This is a genomic window from Flammeovirga aprica JL-4, assembly GCF_012844305.1.
GTDB lineage: Bacteria > Bacteroidota > Bacteroidia > Cytophagales > Flammeovirgaceae > Flammeovirga > Flammeovirga aprica.
In genome coordinates, this window is sequence record NZ_JABANE010000034.1 from 1 (window position 1) to 18,342 (window position 18,342).

Annotated in this window: 19 protein-coding genes; 10 read left to right on the forward strand and 9 right to left on the reverse strand. The window is 33.0% G+C overall.

Going from position 1 to position 18,342, the window contains the following annotated elements; all coding sequences use genetic code 11:
- Positions 1–341 precede the first annotated feature (341 nt).
- Positions 342–932 carry a CPBP family intramembrane glutamic endopeptidase gene (locus tag HHU12_RS13855; RefSeq protein WP_169657343.1) on the forward strand — a complete coding sequence of 197 codons (591 nt, stop codon included), beginning with the start codon at positions 342–344 and terminating at the stop codon, positions 930–932.
- A gap of 49 nt (positions 933–981) precedes the next feature.
- Here HHU12_RS13855 and HHU12_RS13860 read toward each other — a convergent pair whose 3' ends face one another.
- The 3 genes from HHU12_RS13860 to HHU12_RS13870 form a co-directional block, all read right to left on the reverse strand.
- Positions 982–3,633 carry a carboxypeptidase-like regulatory domain-containing protein gene (locus tag HHU12_RS13860; RefSeq protein ID WP_169657344.1) on the reverse strand — a complete coding sequence of 884 codons (2,652 nt, stop codon included), beginning with the start codon at positions 3,631–3,633 and terminating at the stop codon, positions 982–984.
- A gap of 203 nt (positions 3,634–3,836) precedes the next feature.
- Complete coding sequence (locus HHU12_RS13865; RefSeq protein WP_205959880.1) at positions 3,837–4,535, reverse strand: LrgB family protein; 699 nt, start codon at positions 4,533–4,535, stop codon at positions 3,837–3,839.
- Complete coding sequence (locus HHU12_RS13870) at positions 4,535–4,864, reverse strand: CidA/LrgA family protein (protein ID WP_205959881.1); 330 nt, start codon at positions 4,862–4,864, stop codon at positions 4,535–4,537. Before HHU12_RS13870 ends, HHU12_RS13865 begins: the two co-directional genes overlap by 1 nt.
- A gap of 207 nt (positions 4,865–5,071) precedes the next feature.
- Here HHU12_RS13870 and HHU12_RS13875 point away from each other — a divergent pair, with 207 nt between their 5' ends.
- Positions 5,072–5,665, forward strand: a complete 594-nt coding sequence (locus tag HHU12_RS13875) for a hypothetical protein (RefSeq protein ID WP_169657346.1) — start codon at positions 5,072–5,074, stop codon at positions 5,663–5,665.
- A gap of 64 nt (positions 5,666–5,729) precedes the next feature.
- Here the strand turns inward: HHU12_RS13875 and lysA are convergent, their stop codons facing one another.
- Entirely contained in the window at positions 5,730–6,998 is a 1,269-nt protein-coding gene (gene lysA, locus HHU12_RS13880) for a diaminopimelate decarboxylase (RefSeq protein ID WP_169657347.1), read from the reverse strand.
- A gap of 223 nt (positions 6,999–7,221) precedes the next feature.
- The gene (locus tag HHU12_RS13885; RefSeq protein ID WP_169657348.1) at positions 7,222–8,076 is read right to left on the reverse strand and encodes an Rpn family recombination-promoting nuclease/putative transposase; all 855 of its coding nucleotides are present in this window, start codon (positions 8,074–8,076) and stop codon (positions 7,222–7,224) included.
- A 114-nt stretch (positions 8,077–8,190) separates the two neighbouring features.
- Between HHU12_RS13885 and HHU12_RS13890 the strand changes: the two genes are divergently transcribed.
- The 5 genes from HHU12_RS13890 to HHU12_RS13910 all read left to right on the forward strand — a co-directional run bounded on the left by HHU12_RS13890 (position 8,191) and on the right by HHU12_RS13910 (position 12,412).
- Positions 8,191–9,324 carry a serpin family protein gene (locus HHU12_RS13890; protein WP_169657349.1) on the forward strand — a complete coding sequence of 378 codons (1,134 nt, stop codon included), beginning with the start codon at positions 8,191–8,193 and terminating at the stop codon, positions 9,322–9,324.
- 18 nt (positions 9,325–9,342) lie between these two features.
- Positions 9,343–9,942, forward strand: coding sequence for a YdeI/OmpD-associated family protein (locus HHU12_RS13895; protein WP_169657350.1), 600 nt, complete (start codon positions 9,343–9,345; stop codon positions 9,940–9,942).
- A 392-nt stretch (positions 9,943–10,334) separates the two neighbouring features.
- Positions 10,335–10,640: a hypothetical protein gene (locus HHU12_RS13900; protein WP_169657351.1), complete on the forward strand. Its 306-nt coding sequence runs from the start codon at positions 10,335–10,337 to the stop codon at positions 10,638–10,640.
- Between the two features lie 129 nt (positions 10,641–10,769).
- The gene (locus HHU12_RS13905; protein WP_062621158.1) at positions 10,770–11,660 is read left to right on the forward strand and encodes a bifunctional 5,10-methylenetetrahydrofolate dehydrogenase/5,10-methenyltetrahydrofolate cyclohydrolase; all 891 of its coding nucleotides are present in this window, start codon (positions 10,770–10,772) and stop codon (positions 11,658–11,660) included.
- 107 nt (positions 11,661–11,767) lie between these two features.
- Positions 11,768–12,412 (forward strand): 7-carboxy-7-deazaguanine synthase QueE, encoded by a 645-nt coding sequence (locus HHU12_RS13910; protein ID WP_169657352.1) that lies wholly within the window; start codon positions 11,768–11,770, stop codon positions 12,410–12,412.
- Here HHU12_RS13910 and HHU12_RS13915 read toward each other — a convergent pair.
- From HHU12_RS13915 to HHU12_RS35345, 3 genes are all read right to left on the reverse strand, one after another.
- The gene (locus HHU12_RS13915; protein ID WP_169657353.1) at positions 12,409–12,735 is read right to left on the reverse strand and encodes a type II toxin-antitoxin system RelE/ParE family toxin; all 327 of its coding nucleotides are present in this window, start codon (positions 12,733–12,735) and stop codon (positions 12,409–12,411) included. The genes HHU12_RS13910 and HHU12_RS13915 overlap by 4 nt on opposite strands.
- Positions 12,725–12,931, reverse strand: coding sequence for a hypothetical protein (locus tag HHU12_RS13920; protein ID WP_169657354.1), 207 nt, complete (start codon positions 12,929–12,931; stop codon positions 12,725–12,727). The genes HHU12_RS13915 and HHU12_RS13920 overlap by 11 nt, the downstream gene beginning before the upstream one ends.
- Positions 12,932–13,503: 572 nt before the next feature.
- Entirely contained in the window at positions 13,504–13,665 is a 162-nt protein-coding gene (locus HHU12_RS35345; RefSeq protein WP_240970962.1) for a hypothetical protein, read from the reverse strand.
- On the opposite strand from HHU12_RS35345, the gene HHU12_RS13925 reads away from it, so the two are divergent.
- The 3 genes from HHU12_RS13925 to HHU12_RS13935 all read left to right on the forward strand — a co-directional run bounded on the left by HHU12_RS13925 (position 13,613) and on the right by HHU12_RS13935 (position 17,105).
- Entirely contained in the window at positions 13,613–14,983 is a 1,371-nt protein-coding gene (locus HHU12_RS13925) for a TrkH family potassium uptake protein (protein WP_394353200.1), read from the forward strand. The two genes, HHU12_RS35345 and HHU12_RS13925, sit on opposite strands and share 53 nt — an antisense overlap.
- A gap of 223 nt (positions 14,984–15,206) precedes the next feature.
- The gene (locus HHU12_RS13930; protein WP_169657356.1) at positions 15,207–16,223 is read left to right on the forward strand and encodes a pirin family protein; all 1,017 of its coding nucleotides are present in this window, start codon (positions 15,207–15,209) and stop codon (positions 16,221–16,223) included.
- Between the two features lie 231 nt (positions 16,224–16,454).
- Positions 16,455–17,105 carry a hypothetical protein gene (locus HHU12_RS13935; protein ID WP_169657357.1) on the forward strand — a complete coding sequence of 217 codons (651 nt, stop codon included), beginning with the start codon at positions 16,455–16,457 and terminating at the stop codon, positions 17,103–17,105.
- A 304-nt stretch (positions 17,106–17,409) separates the two neighbouring features.
- On the opposite strand, the gene HHU12_RS13940 is transcribed toward HHU12_RS13935, so the two are convergent.
- Positions 17,410–18,285, reverse strand: coding sequence for a hypothetical protein (locus tag HHU12_RS13940; RefSeq protein ID WP_169657358.1), 876 nt, complete (start codon positions 18,283–18,285; stop codon positions 17,410–17,412).
- Between the last annotated feature and the right edge of the window lie 57 nt (positions 18,286–18,342).

An 18,342-nucleotide genomic window follows, 5' to 3' on the forward strand; every position in this document is an offset into this window, starting at 1 on the left:
GTACGCACGGTTCTGTGAGAGGGATAAATATGGGATAGACGTAGACTTATTCCATATTTACCCTACTTGATCATTTAAGTACATGGAAAGAGGACAAAATATCACGCACCATGACTAGAGGTCATGGGCTTATGGGAAACTATCCCATTTTTCAACTTTCACTATAAACTTGATATGTTTCAAAGATTTATAGGTTTTTATCCATTTAATGCGATGAATCAAATATTAAAGTCAAAAGTTGATCAGTGAGTTATCTTCCCAAAAGCCCATAATTTCAATTATGGGTCTACGAAACATTCGATTACTTTTGTCCTAGTACTTCAAAAAAAACTAAACTATTTATGAAAAACATACTATTGTACCTACTGTTTTTATTAATGGTAGTGATTCTTCTACAACTATTTCGCCTTCCGATTGATTACTTTCTGAAAGACTATAATCTAGCTTTCACGATTGCTGAATTTTTAAATATATGTTTTGTCTTTGCAGTCATCTATAAATTGAATTGGCTTCAATACATCAAAGTTGGACAAGTAGAGAAACATAAATTGATAATTTATGGATGTATCGCAATCAGTGTCACATCGATATTCTGTTATTTTTATGGCTATAATTTCGATGTTAATATCGAAAATGTTAACCTGTCACGAATCATAGGAGGATTAGTATTTGCTCCTCTTTTGGAAGAGGTCGTTTTTCGAGGGATAGCTACAGAATATTTAGAAAGGAAAGGAATAAAAGTACAGTATAGGGTAATTTTTACAACGGTGTGTTTTGGTTTGATCCACTTTCCATTTAGGAGTATCGTTGATATACAGTTTTTTGTGATAGGGTTAATATTGGCGTTGATCTATGAAAAAGAACGAAACCTTGTTTACTGTTTTCTTTTCCACGCTCTTGTTAATTTGACTTTTAATTTGCTTGCTTCATAGATTAAAAAATCCTCACTTCAAAACTGATATTTCAAAGTGAGGATTATTATTATTGTTTTAGATCATCCAATTCTTTTATCAAAACCTGCTCTTGGAAACCACTCATTCTTTTAATTAGTTTTCCATCTTTGATAATCAGCACTAGGGGAATACCATTTACACTAAATTTCTTTTTAAAACGGCTAATGTTTTCATCTGCTATTTTAAAATGGTATTCATTATCGTCAGGAGCAAATCTTGTGACAGCATTTTTCCACTTGTTATTTCCATGATCAATGGAAATAAAATGGAATTTCACTCCTTCTTTTGAGTATTTCTCAATCATGTCAGGGTAATGCTCTTTGATAGATTTTATACATGGCCCACACCATGAAGCCCAAATATCTACAATATGAATGCCTTTAGAAAAATCAATTGATGTATTGTTAAAGTCATGATCCAATACTTCCAAAGATTTCACTTTTTCGTGTTTGTTAAAACCACCTCTTTGTGTAATTAATTGATTTAGGTCAGCTTGATGTTCAGATTGAGGATAGCTAGCTTCAAAATAAGCCACAGCATCTGAAAATGTGGTATTTTGTACTGTATCATTGTAGAAATAATACTCCTTTAGATAAGTACTTAAAACCTTTTCATTAAGTTCTTTATTTTTGACATATCGATTGTTGATTTCTTGAAAACGTTCCACTGTATTTTTATTATCATGAAAAGGAGCATCATCAGCAAACAATCGGTTTTCATCCTCGATAAAATTAAGGTGGATGTCTATATGTTCTGCTACAAGATTATCTAAATCACTTTGATTCATTTCAGGATCATCTAAGTCAAAGTAATTTAAAGCATTTAATAAAAGGTTAGGAGCCTGTGTTTTTACTATTACCGGATTTGCCTCAGCATAAAGTGCATTTATATTGAGCCATAAACCCAAAATATTACCTTTCATGGTTTTGGCATATTGATCAGATAAAAGAGGTTTATAAACCATCAAGGTATCCATAAATTGTGTCATGTAGCTGGTGCTTAACTCTTGAAAATCTTTGAGAGCTAAGCCATCTTTTCGACGATGAAAGTCGTCAGACATACTGTTAAGCTGAGAGTGAAATGAAATTGTATACCTCAAACTATCCATTACTTCTTTTGTGATCTGATTTTGATCATACTGGGATAATTTGGTCATTTTGTTAAATTCATCTTTCAAAATACCCTTATTCTCTTTGTTTTCGGTAATTATAAGATCATCATAAGCACTTCTATGCAATAGATTTCTGGAAGTATAGTAATGAAACAATTTTTGATCTTCAATTTGTTTCTCCATTTCAGGCGTCAATTGTTTCTGCCTTTTTTTATCATAACCATATAGTATATAACCCTTCCTGATTGTCTGTTCTTTTTGATAGAGTGTGGAATCCATCAGAATATCTTTTGAATCAATGCTATTTGACAATTCAGAAGAACTGCTTGTTGTAAATCCCCAGAAAGAACAGTTGTATCCGACATAAGGGAAACTTTCAGCTTGTACCAAAAAAGCCCTGTCGGAGAATCTAAACATGTTTGCTTTTCTAAGATCGTAGCAGGCAATAGTACTGAAGTTTGGGATATTTAGTTTTCCAACATATTTGATGACATCAATAGTATCTTTATAGGTCATTTCAAAATCAATATGATCCGTGTAAAGTGTTTCTCCCACTTTAGTAAAAGTGATTTCACCTTTTGAAGAAATACGGTTTTTGAATATAGGTATATTATCATGCGTGTACTCTCCATATTTTTGAATAGGTCTTAAATCTTCGGAAGTAACCTTTAAAAGATCATATTCCTCTGTAACATAAAGCAGTCCTTTACCACCGTTATTATTTTGATCGAAGAAACTTAATACATAAACGAGTTGATCATCATTGACAAGCATCTCTTCCAATTCAAACTTATAATTCGTAGGATTGACCAAAGGACCATTTTTTATAAATGCTTGCTGATAATGGAAAATATTTTGATTGCCATTAAAATTAAGGTTACGAAGGTTTCTCTCTACAATATTGTGACCTTCGTGGTATTTATTATTAAGTCTTATTTCTTCTTTTGACTCTTCGTGCTCCCAATTGTTATAGTTCCAATTATAGTCTTTATTTCTTTTAATCTGATCAAACATCAAAATATGATAGCTCCATTTGTGTGCATTATCTGATTTTATCTGATTGTAATTTTCGAAATAAATTTCTCCAGTAGATTCCATACCACCCTGAAAATCATCGTTGGTGTATTTCGTTTCGGCATAATAAAACTCACCTAGATACTGTTTCTTTCGGATACTCTTTTTGAAAGATTGACTACTGTATTTGATAATCTCTTTGACCGTAGGCATTTTTGCTTTGATGGTAAGCATATCAAGTTCTTCAGTAGCAGGAAGCAGAACCAATTCATTTTCGAGGTACTTGGAAAGTTTTCGAATAGGAACTTCAAGTTTTGTGAATCCAATGGAGGAGACGCTCAGTGTGTCAGAATGGAATGAAGATTTGATGGGAATATTGAAGTACCCATTTGAATTGGTTGTACCACCAATTGTTTTTCCTTTGACAACAATGTTTGCATAAGGTATAGCTTCCTGTGTTTCTGCATTTCTCAAATACCCCTTGATAAAGTTTTGAGCAGACAATAGTGAAGCATTTAGTACGAGCAGTACTATTAAAGTCAGTTTTGTTTTCATTTTCATTTAAAGATTAGTTACCAGCTTTGTAGTAAGTTCGATGAATAGTTATGTTTAATAGATTTATAACGAACTGTTTATAGAATGATCAATATAGTTCAAATTGTAATACAAATGAAGTCAGATGTTGATTAAAAACAAAATCCCACTGCAATATGAATGTATTACAGTGGGATAGGTCTATATATTGGTAGCCAATAAATTTAGTAGAATAAAGCCAAGATACCCGGAGTTACTAATGTGGTAAACACACCCATTAAACCAATGGACAAACCACTGATAGCACCTTCTACCATTCCCATTTGAATGGCCTGTGCCGTACCGATACCGTGAGCACAGCTACCCATCGCTAAACCTTTAGCAATAGCGGTTTTGAACACTTTAGGAACCACAAGAGGTCCGACTGAAGCACCCAGAACACCTACAATAATTACAAACACAGCCGTCATTGATGGAATACCACCATTTTGAGCAGAAACAGCCATGGCGATAGGAGTGGTGACTGATTTTGGAACCATCGAAATGATCAAATCCTCTTCAGCTCCAAATAACTTTCCAATTAAGATTACGGAAACTACACCCATCACACTACCCAAAAAAGTAGCGGATAAAATGGCAACGGCATTTTTACCTATAGTTTGTAACTGTTCATATAATAATACACCCAAGGCAACAACAGATGGCCCAAGCATAAAGTGAATCATGCGGGTGTTGGCCTGATAGGTTCCATATTGTACACCGGATAGTTTTAAAATGACAATCAAACAAATAATGGTCATTAAAACAGGATTCAATAACGGTGTTTTAGCTTTTTGATAGATTGCTTCAAAAATTAAAAAAAGACCAAGCGTAGCGGCTAATGCAAACGTTTCGCTTTCGAAAAGATGATTGATAGTTTCCATTATTTATCTTCCTTTTTACCTAAAAATTCTCCGGCAAAGCCTGCAGACAACATCACTGCAAACATTGACCCTACAATAGTTACACTGATCATAAGCCAGTTATTCTGTATCATGTCTAAATATTCCATCATCCCGACACCAGCAGGAATAAAGAATAATGACATTCTTCTTGTTAAAGATTGAGCGGCATCTTTTACCCACTCATAAGGAATAATTTTTAAATAAAGACATAAGAATAAAATAATCATCCCAATCACATTTCCTGGGATGGGCAAGCCTGAAATTTCATTAATAAGTGTTCCCAGCGACAGCATCGCTAGAATTAACATAAATCCTCGTATCATATTCGATTATATAGTAGTTTGAGATAAAGATAATACATGATTGAATGAGTATTTATAGGCTTCGTAAAGAGATAAGAATTATTTAAATAGTGACAAAATAACACTTCAAAAATTAGTATATTGTAGTAGATGCTTATGGTGCTGCTTGAGCACATTGTTACATTACTCTATTATTAAAATTGATCTTTAAATATGTCAATAAAAGACCTGGGAGAACTATTTGAGGAAAAAAAATACAACGAAATTATCAGCATTTTTAACCATAGAATTGATAGTTTCGAAAGCCTCTCTCTAGATGAATTTTTATTATGGTCAAGATGCTATGAAAACCAAGGAGATTTTGAGTCGGCATTGTATATTTTGTCGCTGTGTTATATTGAAGAAATCAATGACAGAAAGCTGGACAATGAATACGAACGCCTGACCGTTTTACAAGACCGGGTTTTTCAAGCAATCCTTCAGTTGAAGTCTGGTATTGAAGATTCAGATGATATTAATTTCCTTATTGACACCATGCATATATTGGTGGATAATAATGTTGAAGATGTGCTTGTGGCCTATTTAGAAGATATTCTGAGAGTCACTAAAGATCAAAGTGTAAAGAAACTTTGGCTTGGGAAACTTTCTGAAGACATTTTCTTCAAGTTGGACAATCAATTGGTGATGACTTCTAATCAGAAAAATGCCATTCTTGACGCCATCATCTACTACTATATCTCTTCTTCGAAAGTGTATGATGGAAAATACGCTTATATAAGATCCATCAGAAACAACACTTTTCATTAGAAAAAATAAACGCCTTTCTACAAAAGTAAGAAAGGCGTTAAAACAATGTGAGTTGTCTATATTTTTAGTCTAATGAAGCTTCTTCTGTTTTAACAGGAATAGATGAGAAAATATCCACCTGCCCTCTAGTAAGATCTTCTAATGTTTCTCTTTGTCTGATTAAGTGAGGCACTCCGTTGAATACCAATACCTCTGCCGGACGTAATCTTGAGTTGTAGTTTGAACTCATAGAATAAGAATAGGCTCCAGCATTTTCGATAGATAATAAATCGCCCACTCGCACCTCATTCAGTTTTCTATCATAACCAAATGTATCAGTTTCACAGATGTAACCTACTACATCGTACACTCTTTTTGGTCCCTCAGGATTAGAAACGTTTTTGATGTGGTGGTATGCATCGTACATCATAGGACGGATAAGGTGGTTTAAACCAGAATCCACACCTACAAATACAGCGGCAGGGCTATGCTTTAATACATTGACCTTCGTTAATAAATGTCCTGATTCAGAAACTAAATATTTACCTGGCTCAAACCAAAGCTCTAAGTCTCTTCCATAAGAAGCACAGAACTCTTGGAATGCTTTAGACATCTTTTTGCCCAATTCAGGAATATTAGTAACAATATCCTCTTCCTTGTAAGCTACTTTAAATCCAGAACCCAAGTCAATAAACTGAAGGTTAGGGAAGTCTTTTGCACAGTCAAACATTACATTAGCGGCCATTAAGAATACTTCAGAATCTAAAATATCAGAACCTGAATGCATGTGCAGACCTACAACATTAATGTTATGGCTTTCTACTACCTTCTTTACATGTGACATTTGGAAGATAGAAATACCAAACTTAGAACCGATGTGACCTACTTGAATTTTAGCATTTCCACCTGCAGTAATATGCGGGTTGATTCTAATAGCACAAGGAACTGTATCTTGGTAAACATCACCAAACTGCTCAAGGATAGCAATGTTATCAATGTTGATTACAACGCCTAATTCAACTGCCTCTTGAATTTCTTCAAAAGAAACAGAGTTAGGAGTAAATAAAATTCTTTCCTTAGGAAATCCAGCTTGAATACCTAAAAGCACTTCTTGAATAGAAACGCAATCTAAATCCACACCGTGTTCCTTCACTAACTTCAAAATACTCAAGTTAGATAAAGATTTCATTGCATATTTTATTCTTAAGTTAACGCCATTAAATGCATTTCTTAATGTTGAGATCTGATTAATGATCTTATCAGCATCATATACATATAAAGGAGTTTGAAACTCATTTGCAATTTCCGTTACCGGCACACCTTGGATCTGATATTCTGAATTTTTTAATTCCATTCTCGGAAGAAGATTATAATTGATAATTTTACTATGAGACAAAAGTAATTTAAAAAAAAAGATAGTCCATACAAATCTCTTTTATTTACAAAAATAACAATAAGTGTTTTAAATAAAACATTATGTTATATAATCAGTTTTTGTTAATGTTGCTTCTATATCTATGGTTTAAATGATCAAATTATTTGTTGAGAAGTTTTTATGTGAACTGTTTTGTAGGACATTATAGTTTTATATTCTTCACCTCCTCAATTGTCAACCCTGAATAAAGAACTACTTTGTCTATACTCAGTCCGTCTATAAGCATTGATTTTGCAGCTTCTATAGCTTTTCTTTTTTCTCCTCTTTTTTCTCCAATTTCAATACCTTCCTCTTTTGCTTGACCCAATGTATTGACGTAATCTCTAAAGGTTTTTAGTGATTCTTCGTAATTAACTTTGTCAGTTTCATTCATAGCAGAATATTCAGAAATTTTAAATAACTTTTTAAAGGTTCTTTCTTGTAAAAGAGGCGGAATCTCATCTAGATTAGGCATGTTTTTAATAGCGTAAATCCATTTTTCAAAGATAGTGCTTTGTACCGTTAAAGGTTTAGAAAATTTTGGGAGTTCAAGGTATACAAAAGAGAGTTTATCATAGAAAGTATTTCCTTTTTCATCTCTTAATTTTATGTTGTGATGAAAATCTTCTGAGTTGTCAAAAGTGAAATTCATTAGCCCAATGACATAAACACCTTTTAGTTCATATTTCCAATCGGTCCCTTTTTCTGCTTGTTCTTGGATTGGGAAGGTGGCATAATACAATGTTCTGTCTTTAAAAAACTCCTGTTTTGCCCTTTGCAATTCAACGATGAACTTCTCGCCCAAATCATTTTCACAATAAAGGTCGTAGATTGCTTTTCGATCTATATCTCGTCTAGCAAGGTGTTCTTGTTGCTTGTATTCTAAAGTTTTAATCTGATCTTCTTCAGGTAAAATAGCATTTAGGAAATCAATAAGAATATCTTTATTAGCTTCCTCGCCAAATATTTTTTTAAAGCCAAAATCAGTAAAAGGATTAATATATTTAGAATGTGCCATGCCGAATCTTTTTTGTAAAGATGCTTTATAAAAAAGTAAATATCAAGGTTTACTTTTTTATAAAATTATAAAGAAATGGTAGCAATCTTGCTCTAGTGTTGGAAACACTTTTTTATGCATAGATTATTATTACTATTCACATTTATCTTTGTTGGGGTATCATCATTATATGCTCAAAAGAAATATCCACTGCTGGAAGTTGGGATAAATGAAGCAAGCAAACTAAGTCAAGAAAAACAAAAGAATGTATTATTCTCTCCTTTGAGTCTTTATACTTTAAATAGTATGTTGGCTAATATGTCTGTAGGTGAGACAAAAAAAGAATTGATCGGTCACCTAGGTTATACTAAAGACGAAATTGTATTACTGAATTCTTACTTGATAGACCTTCAAAAAAGATTAGGAGAGGAGTGCGTTTTGAAAAGTGCTTTAAGGTATTCAAAAGGTTATGCTTTGAACAGCTCTTTAAAGAAAATATTGGAAGAGAATTATGAAGCGGAAATTGCATCAGGAGATTTTATAAGAAAGGGAGAGAAGGTTAAGGATGAAATCAATAACTGGTTTTATGAAAATACCGATTATAAAATAAAAGATATGATTGAGTCCATTTCACCAATGGATAAATTAATCTTGATGAATGCGCTCTATTTCAAAGCAGAATGGGAACATCCTTTTGATACAAAACAAACTTATAATAAAGACTTTCACCTGAATAATCAGAAAACAGTTAAAGCGGATTTTCTTTCTAAAACAGAAACTGTGAAATGTTATGCCTCCGGTTCAACAAAAGCAATCATTTTACCTTATAAAGGAAATTATGAAATGTTGATGATCAGCACACCAACTTTCTCTTTTGATGCAATAACTGCTATGGATATGAAGTTAAAAGAGAAGAAGGTACATATTGAATTTCCAAAATTTGTTATGAATTCTTCATTGGACTGTATTGAGTTGATGAGGAATATGAACGTAACAATTCCTTTTCAGAGTGGGGCAGATTTTACAATGCTATTTAAGAAATCAGAAAAGGACTTATTTGTAAGCAAGATGTATCAGAAATCGTTTTTAAAGATAGATGAAATAGGAACGGTGGCAGTAGCGGCATCTGTAGCAAAAGTCTCCAGAAGTTTGGATATGAAGGATTACGAAGAGTATATTTTTGATCAACCTTTCTATTTTATCATAAGGAATAAAATGACTAAGGAGCCATTATTTATCGGTAAGGTAAATAATCCGGTTTTGAATTAGACAAAAACACTAACTATCATGAAAAGGTATGCAACAGTAGAAGATTATGTAACATCTTCAGAAAATTGGAGTCAAGAATTGATTTATCTTAGATCTATCCTGACAGAAACAGAATTGGAAGAAGGTGTGAAATGGGGAGCACCTATTTATATGATCGATGGTAAAAATGTGGTGGGTATCGCTTCTTTTAAAAACTATGTAGGTTTGTGGTTCCATCAAGGAGCTCTTTTAAAGGATAAAGGAAAACACCTGATCAATGCTCAAGAGAATAAAACAAAAGCACTAAGGCAATGGCGTTTTAATAATTTTGAGGAACTAAAAGAACAAACCGACACATTAAAATCATATATCGCTGAGGCCATTGAAAATCAAAAAGCGGGTAAAGTGGTAGAAATGGATCGTGCTCCAAAACCATTAATTTTACCCAATGAATTGGTTGATGCTTTTACAAAAGACAAGGAACTGGAAGCGGCTTTTAAAGGTTTAACCCTTTCAAAAAGGAGGGAATATGGTGAGTACATCGCTTCAGCCAAAAGAGAAGCGACTAAAATGTCTAGACTCGAAAAAATCACTCCAATGATCAAAGAAGGTATTGGCTTGAATGATAAGTACAAATAAAATGTTAAGTACAAAGTCAAAAATAAATCATTAGATAATTTTGAATTTGCACTTATTTAAATTCATTCTTAAAAATAAGTTAAATACTTTTGTATCGTAAAATAAAAGAAATTATGAAATACATCACTTTACATATAGACGCCCCTCAAGGATTTTCTCTTTGCGAAAGCAGAGTGAGGGATATGCTGTATGAAGCGATGTAGGAATATCTATATATTTATGAGAAAGGTCCTTATGCTTCGGTATATGGACCTTTTTTTATGTTTCACTTTTTAAACCCGGGTTGATATGATTTCAATTCCAAAACAAAGTTTCCTTGAAGAAGGGAAAGAATGGTCACAATTTTTAATTAAGAAAAAGTTTCAAAAACAAAGACATCAAAAATTAAAACAATGAAAAAGAATACACTATTTTTTGGATTGATCACTATGGTCGTGATCGGTTCGACATGTGCAATAAACCTCGAATTGTTTGTTGCATTAGCTAAAACAGCTTTATACTTAGGAGGTACAACATTTTTTGTGTTAATGCCCTTTTTCCTTTTCAAAGGAGAAAAGAAAACTAATGAAAATACAAACAAAGAAGTGCCTCAGCCAATGTTGAAGAGAAAAATCAACTCTGTAAAAACAACATTATTGGAGAAAGGAGAGAAAGAAACTACCTATATGTCAATCTATAGAGTTAATAATTCTCCATGAGTGCAAAGCTGTGGTTATTCTGAAATTGAAGTTTACAAATAAAAAAGAACACTTTTTTTAGAAAAAAGAGACGAAAGTCATTACTTTTGTGCCTCTAATATAAAATTTTAGGATAACCACAGATATTCCATGCAACTAATTGACGGAAAAGCGACTTCAAATGCAATCAAGCAAGAAATTGCTGAAGAAGTAAGAAAACTGACTGCCGCAGGAGGCAAGAAACCACATTTAGCCGCTATTTTAGTTGGTGAAGACGGTGCAAGCAGAACGTATGTGAATCACAAAGTAAAGTCTTGCGAGCAAGTAGGATTTGATTCAACATTATGTAAGTTTGACGCTGATATAACAGAAGAGAAATTACTTCAAGCTATCGAGGAACTTAACAATAATGATGATATTGACGGATTTATTGTTCAACTTCCATTACCAAAACACATCGACGAAACGAAGGTAACAGAGGCTATTGATCCTAAAAAAGATGTGGATGGTTTTCATCCGGCAAACTTAGGGAAAATGATGCTAGGTTTACCAACTTTCCTTCCCGCAACACCTTACGGTATTGTTCAGTTGTTAGATAGATATAACATTGAAACTTCAGGAAAGAAATGTGTGATTGTTGGTCGTTCTCATATTGTGGGTACACCAATGAGTTTATTGATGTCACGTAACAGTAAAGTAGGAAACTGTACAGTTACTTTGACACACAGTAGAACACAGAACTTGAAAGAGGAGTGTCTTTCAGCTGATATCTTGATCGTAGCATTGGGTAAGGCAGAGTTTGTAACTGCTGATATGGTAAAAGAAGGTGCTACAGTAATAGATGTAGGAATCACAAGAATTGAAGATCCTTCAAAAAAATCTGGTTTCTCATTGAAAGGAGATGTGAAATTTGATGAAGTAAGCGAAAAAGCAGGTTGGATTACTCCAGTACCAGGTGGAGTAGGACCAATGACAGTAGTTTCTTTATTGATGAACACATTGGAATCAGTAAAAAGAAAATCTGTTAAGGAAACAATATAAGTTATAAATAGTCGCATTTTTTTACGAAATTTGCGGTCTGAGTCCTTCAAGGGTTCCCTCACCCCTTGAAGGACTTTTTAAACTCAAAATATTAAAAAGGACTTTTAATGGTTAAGCATTTAGAATATACAACGAAGGAACGCGTGCAGTTGGGCCTCTCACTTCCAGTGATGGAGGCATTTTATACGATTCAAGGAGAAGGAGCATACACAGGGCAAGCCGCCTATTTTATACGATTAGCAGGTTGTGATGTAGGATGTGTATGGTGTGATGTAAAAGAGTCATGGGAACAGGACAAACATCCCGTTTTAGCCGTTGAAGAAATTGTTCAGAATGCAAAAAAATATCCAGGTCGATTAGCCATTATTACAGGTGGTGAGCCTTTGATGCATGATCTTGGACCATTAACTCAAAAACTAAAGGAAGAAGGCTTCCATATCAATATTGAAACTTCAGGGGCACATCCATTAAGTGGAGAATTGGATTATATCACTTTATCTCCTAAAAAATTCAAACAGCCTGTGGACGAAGTTTACGCTCAAGCCAGTGAATTTAAAGTTGTAGTTTACAATAAAGCCGATTTGAAATGGGCTATAGAATTATCTGAAAAATTATCAGAGAATTGTAAACTTTATATTCAACCAGAATGGTCTAAAAGAGCTAAAATTACCCCTTTATTAGTAGAGTTTGTAAAGAGCAATCCAGAGTGGCAATTATCATTGCAGACACATAAGTATATTGATATTCCTTAAGGGATATATTTTAAAAGTTCACTTATAGCTTTGTCTGAAATGCTTTCTTTTTCTGATTTATCAAAAATTGAAAGAAGGTATACAGTGCTTTCAGTTATTTGAATATAGCTGATAACTCTTGCTCCAGCAGATTTCCCTTTCCCTTTTGAGGTAATTGCTAATCTTATTTTATAACAATTATTCCCTAAAGGAATTCCTAATTTTGGATCTTTTTCTAAAGTCTGGATTAATTTCGAGAAATCGCTTTTTAAAGAAGGGTATTTTTTTGCTAGTTTTTTGAGCTCCTTTTTAAAGTTAGGAATAACAGCAATATTATAATTCATCAAGAAGGTCTTTTGCAGGAGTTGCTTTTAATTTGCCTTTTTTAATTAATCTCATTTCAGTAACAGCTTCACTTAAGCTTTGTAAAACTTCTGCTTTGTGAGGAGTAAGTGGTTCAGTCTTTACAAACTTTAAATTATTGAGTAGCTCAAGTACAAACTCAACTTTACTGTCTTCGATATCAATTAATACTTTCATTTTTATTTGTCTAGATGTTTATGAATCTTAAAGCTCTGAATATTACAAATATAGAGTTTTATTGGGTTTCATAAAAACAGAAAATAAATCACACACTAATTCTGCAATTTATTTTTTTTATCAGTTAAAGAATAACATTAAACGAATGTTATTATATTTGACCTCTATAACTATTAATCTAGTATGGGTTCAAACACGAATGACTTCATAAATCAATGGTTGCTTAAGTACCAGCTATCGGTTTTTAAATACGAGAGAATAGCATCCGTTATAAATACTTTTGTTGCTGTTGTTATACTGATTTACAATTATGGGTTTTATATCGCAGAAGAGGAATTGAAGGTTTTATTATCAATTCTTGATGTAATCTTTTTTGTATACTGTATTTCTTATTTATTAAGGATAATATTTTCCAGCCATCGATTTAAATTTTTTAAATCCACCTTTGTAGAGGGGACTTTTCTATTATATATCGCTTTTAATGGCCTTTTTCATTACTTTTTTGGAGTAAGACTCATAGAAGAGTTGTTTAAAAGCTTTTGGCTTGACAATCCGTTTATACAATATGTAAACTATCTGTTTTTCTGTCTTTTTATTCTGATATCTATTGAGATTACGAAAAGCTCATCCTCTATATCAGAATATAAAATAAAACCTTCCACCACCTTTATCTTCAGTTTTATACTATTGATTTTGTTGGGGACTTTTGCATTAATGCTTCCTGCTTGTTCCATAGGTATAGATGAAAGTATGTCTTTTTTAGATGCTCTTTTCACTTCTGTGAGTGCATCTTGTGTGACAGGTTTGGCAGTGGTAGACACCGGTCAATTTTTTACTTTTAAAGGTAAATTAGTAATTCTGTTTTTAGCTCAATTAGGAGGGATTGGTATTGTTTCCTTTGCTACATTCTTTGCAACATTCCTTTCTAAAGGGGTAAGTTTAAAGCATAAGACTATTATACAAGATGTATTGAGTAGTGAAGATCTTTCGTCAGCAACTGGACTTTTACGTAAAGTTATCTTCTTGACATTATTGATAGAAGCATTAGGATCTATTCTAATTTTCTTTTCATGGGATAGCAACCTTGTTTTTAATAACCTTTTCCAGAAAATATTTTATTCAATATTCCACTCTATTTCTGCTTTTTGTAATGCAGGCTTCAGTTTGTTTCCCGATAGTTTAAATACTTATATAGTATCTGATGAAACAACTGAATTTAGTACACCGGGGATGGTCGTAGATTTAAGGCATATGTATGGGTTACATTTAGTAATTGGCTTTATCATCATTTTTGGAAGTTTTGGTTTTACGACTATTGAGGAGATATTTTCACCCCAAAAAATTGCAGATCGTTTTAGAAACCCTTGGAAGAAATATTCCATTGGGACATCGATCTCATTGTACTCCACTGTGATTCTTATTTTGGTAGGAATGATAGCCGTATTCTTTTTGGAGATTGATGAATTAAGAGAAGATAGAACTTTATTCGAATCGCTTGTGGCTTCCTTTTTCCAATCTGTAACCACAAGGACAGCCGGTTTTAACTCCATGGATTTTGGAAGTATGAAACCGTCTACGATTATAGTGATGATCTTTTTAATGTTTATTGGTGCAGCACCAGGTTCAACAGGTGGTGGTATTAAGAGTAGTACTTTTTATGTATTACTGCTTTCATCAATTGGTATTATTAGAGGTCAGGAAAGAATTGTAGTGCGTAAAAGAACGATCAGTGATGATAATATAAAGAGATCTTACTCCATTTTTATGTTTGCCGCCATTTATAATTTAATGGCCATTTTTGTCTTGACAATTACTGAACTCGACAATCCAAATATAGACATTCTACCTTTAGTATTTGAGCAAATATCAGCATTTGGTACGGCAGGTTTAAGTATGGGCATTACGGGTGAACTTTCTTCTTTTGGTAAAGTAGTTATTATCTTATCCATGTATATTGGCAGGGTAGGAACATTAACGTTGGCTTTGGCATTAAGTTCTACAGTTCAGACTAACAAGTTCCAATATCCTGAAGCCCATGTAATGGTGGGATAGAGCATAAAATTTTATCCTTTTATATTGACCTGTTTGAAACTTCAATTGAGTTTGTTTCAAACAGGTTTTTATTTGCTACAATAAGTTATCCTTCAAATTGTATTTTAATACGACTTTTGTCTTGTTATAGGTTGTTCTTTTTTGATGTCTCAGTTTGCATTTAGCATTTATTTTTATTTAATTTGTTTAAACAAATAATGTATAAACATTAAAAATAAGAAATATGGAAAATCAAAAAATATATTCAGTACAATCAATAGGAAATCAATGGCCTACATTAGACCCATTTTTATTTACGGCACACCATAAAGAAGTATATCCTAAAGGAAATGAAGATATGAGTATATCAGTTCCTTTAGAGGGGAGAAACATAGGTTCTGATTTTTCTGGAAAAGATGGTTTTAGTATGTATCATGGAAGAAAAATTCCTGGTTTTCCTTATCACCCACATAGAGGTTTTGAGACTGTAACTATTGTGGAAGAGGGTTTAGCTGATCATTCAGATTCACTAGGTTCAGCGGGTAGATTTGGAGAAGGAGATGTACAATGGATGACTGCTGGTGCAGGAGTGCAACACTCTGAAATGTTTCCACTATTAAATACAGAAAAAGAAAACCCATTAGAGTTATTCCAAATTTGGTTGAATTTGCCTAAAAAGGATAAAATGGCTTCACCAAGTTATAAAATGCTATGGCATGAAGATATTCCAATAGTGAATAAAAAGGATAATAATGGGAATGATATCAATATAAAAGTAATTGCAGGTGCGTATGGAGTTCAAAAACCATTATCACCAACGCCTGATTCATGGGCGTCTGATACTTCAAATAAAGTAGCGATATGGAGGGTGAAACTTTCGCCGAGTGCAATATGGAAATTACCTAAAGATTCTTCTGAGGTCAATAGAGTCCTTTATTTCTATAGAGGTAATGAGATTACAGTAGAAGACAAACATGTGGATAAAAATAGTTTGTTTCATATCAATCCAACGGAAGAGATTACTGTAAGAGCAGGAGATACTGATACGTTTGTACTGCTCTTACAGGGTGTACCAATCAACGAACCTGTAGCACAACATGGTCCATTTGTTATGAACTCAAAAGAAGAATTACAACAAGCTTTTGCTGACTACCAAAGAACAGAATTTGGAGGTTGGCCATGGGATAAAAAAGAGATGGTGCATGATAAGGAAAGAGGTCGTTTTGCGTTACATGCAGATGGGGTTTTGGAAGAAAGATAGTGAAAGCTCAATAAGAAGTAATAATCAAATTATAGGTATAATCAGACAATCAAATGAATTTTTGGTTGTCTGTTTTTTTATTAAATACTTTTTAGGTTTTACTTAATTCCTAGTAACCATTTGTGGGTATTTTTAGCATTAAAAGGTGAAATTATTGCATTATTATTTGTGCTTAAGTGTTAAAATGTTCTAATATCGTGTGTGTATTTTACTTACCTAAACTTTTTTAACATGAGACTGAAATATTTAATTCAACTGTTAATGGTCGCTTTTTTATTTTCGTGTGGCGAAGAAACTTCAATTGATCCCGATCAAGATATGGACAATGTAGGTGGGGAGACTGAAGGCACTGATAACCAAAATGGAGATGGAGAACCCGAAGTCCAACTAGGCTATAACTACCTAAACACAACTGATATTACCTATACAAGTGAGAATTCTACTTACTTCTTCACAGGTTTAGTAAGTGTGTCTGATGTAAATGTAAAAGCAGATGAAAAACTTTATTCATTTGGGGCTTTAAAGTTTAAATATCAGTTAAGTTCATTTTTTGGTGAGCCAACAAGAGCAGGTATTTTTCTTTGGTCAGATAACAACGGAGAAAATGAAATTAATACAATCAAACTCCGTTTTAAATTATTCAATACAGATGGAACTTTTACCGGCGTATATTATGTGTATAGTCCATTAGTGGATAATGATGATAATGAGTGGAGTTTTGATGTAACTGGCTCTCCTGATTGGGATGAGTTTTTTCATGCAAATGAAGAGTTGTCTGCTTTTATTTCAGCTGAAGCTGCGAAAGATTTGTATAAAGCAGAATTTTACTTGGGAGAAATGGATATTATTGAAATTAATGGCAAGGAAGTAACATTGGACTAATGCAATACTTACGAGCAAGAAGAGTTTCTTTATCAAGTTAATTTTGAAAAAAAAGGGTGATGTATGATATGATAAACAATACATCACCCTTTATGTACTAAGTACTAAGACAAAAATATTTAATACTAATTCTGTTTATTGTTTTGCGATTACTTCCTTCAAAAAACTTTAAATAGAACCACCATTGATACGTTTTTCAGCGTCGTCCTCACAAAAAATAATTCAGAATTAGTTATCATCTATTTTTGGCTTAGTACTTAAGTCAAAAATAAATCATAGTTAATTTTGAATTTGTACTTATTTGTTACTTCTCTATAGAAAAGTAAATAACTTTTTCCTGAAACCCTTTTTTATTTGTTTTCTGAAGTGCTAACCATTCTTGGAAATCTTCAGGAGAAATGGTTTTAATACCCCCTTCTTCCGTTTTTAAAATAGGCTTATCATATTCAGTGGGACAATAAATCACATACAAGCGGTTAAAAATTCTTTTAGGTCCCATGGTTGAAAGTACTAATTCGTCAACCTGTCTGCTGCTTATTCCTTCAAAGTTTTCAGCCTTTTTTGGATCAAAGAAAATATATTCTTGATCTGCATTTACAGCATAAGGTTTTGACGCATCAGAATGCATGGTAGAGTAAGGGAACAGTCGGTATACCTTATCGTTTTCCCTCATATAAATACTAATAAATCCATTTTTAGGAGATTGGAAATAAGTATAAAAATGCGACATTTCTTTAAACATTGTGGTTTCGCATTTTGGAGTAGAACAGTTTAAAGTAGAAGCTTTGAAATTCAATTCTGGAGTATCGATAGCTCTGCCTTTACCTTCAACATTGCATTCTAAATAGATGACTTGCTTTTCATTCTCAACAGCAAGATGCCATGTGTACTCTACGTATTCTGTTTTAATCCATTCTCCTTTTACTGTAGAGGTATTAAGGGATTGAAGTTCCATGGCCGCATTATTCAACGTTAAATCAGAAGCGGAAGATAAGTTTGTTCCAAAAGCATCTGCCAAAGCCATAATTTGGGCTTTTCTCAATAAAGTTTCTTTAAATTCACCAACAGTATGGGTGTCTTCTAATTGTTCTGTGACTTTGCCTTTGAGTTTTTTAACCTTTTGGGCGAAAATGTTTATTGTTAGGCTGATAAAAAAGGTTGCAAATAAGATTTTTTTCATAAAAAATTACTAGAATTGAATGTTCTTTTTAATTTGATCTGTCAATTTAAAGTATAT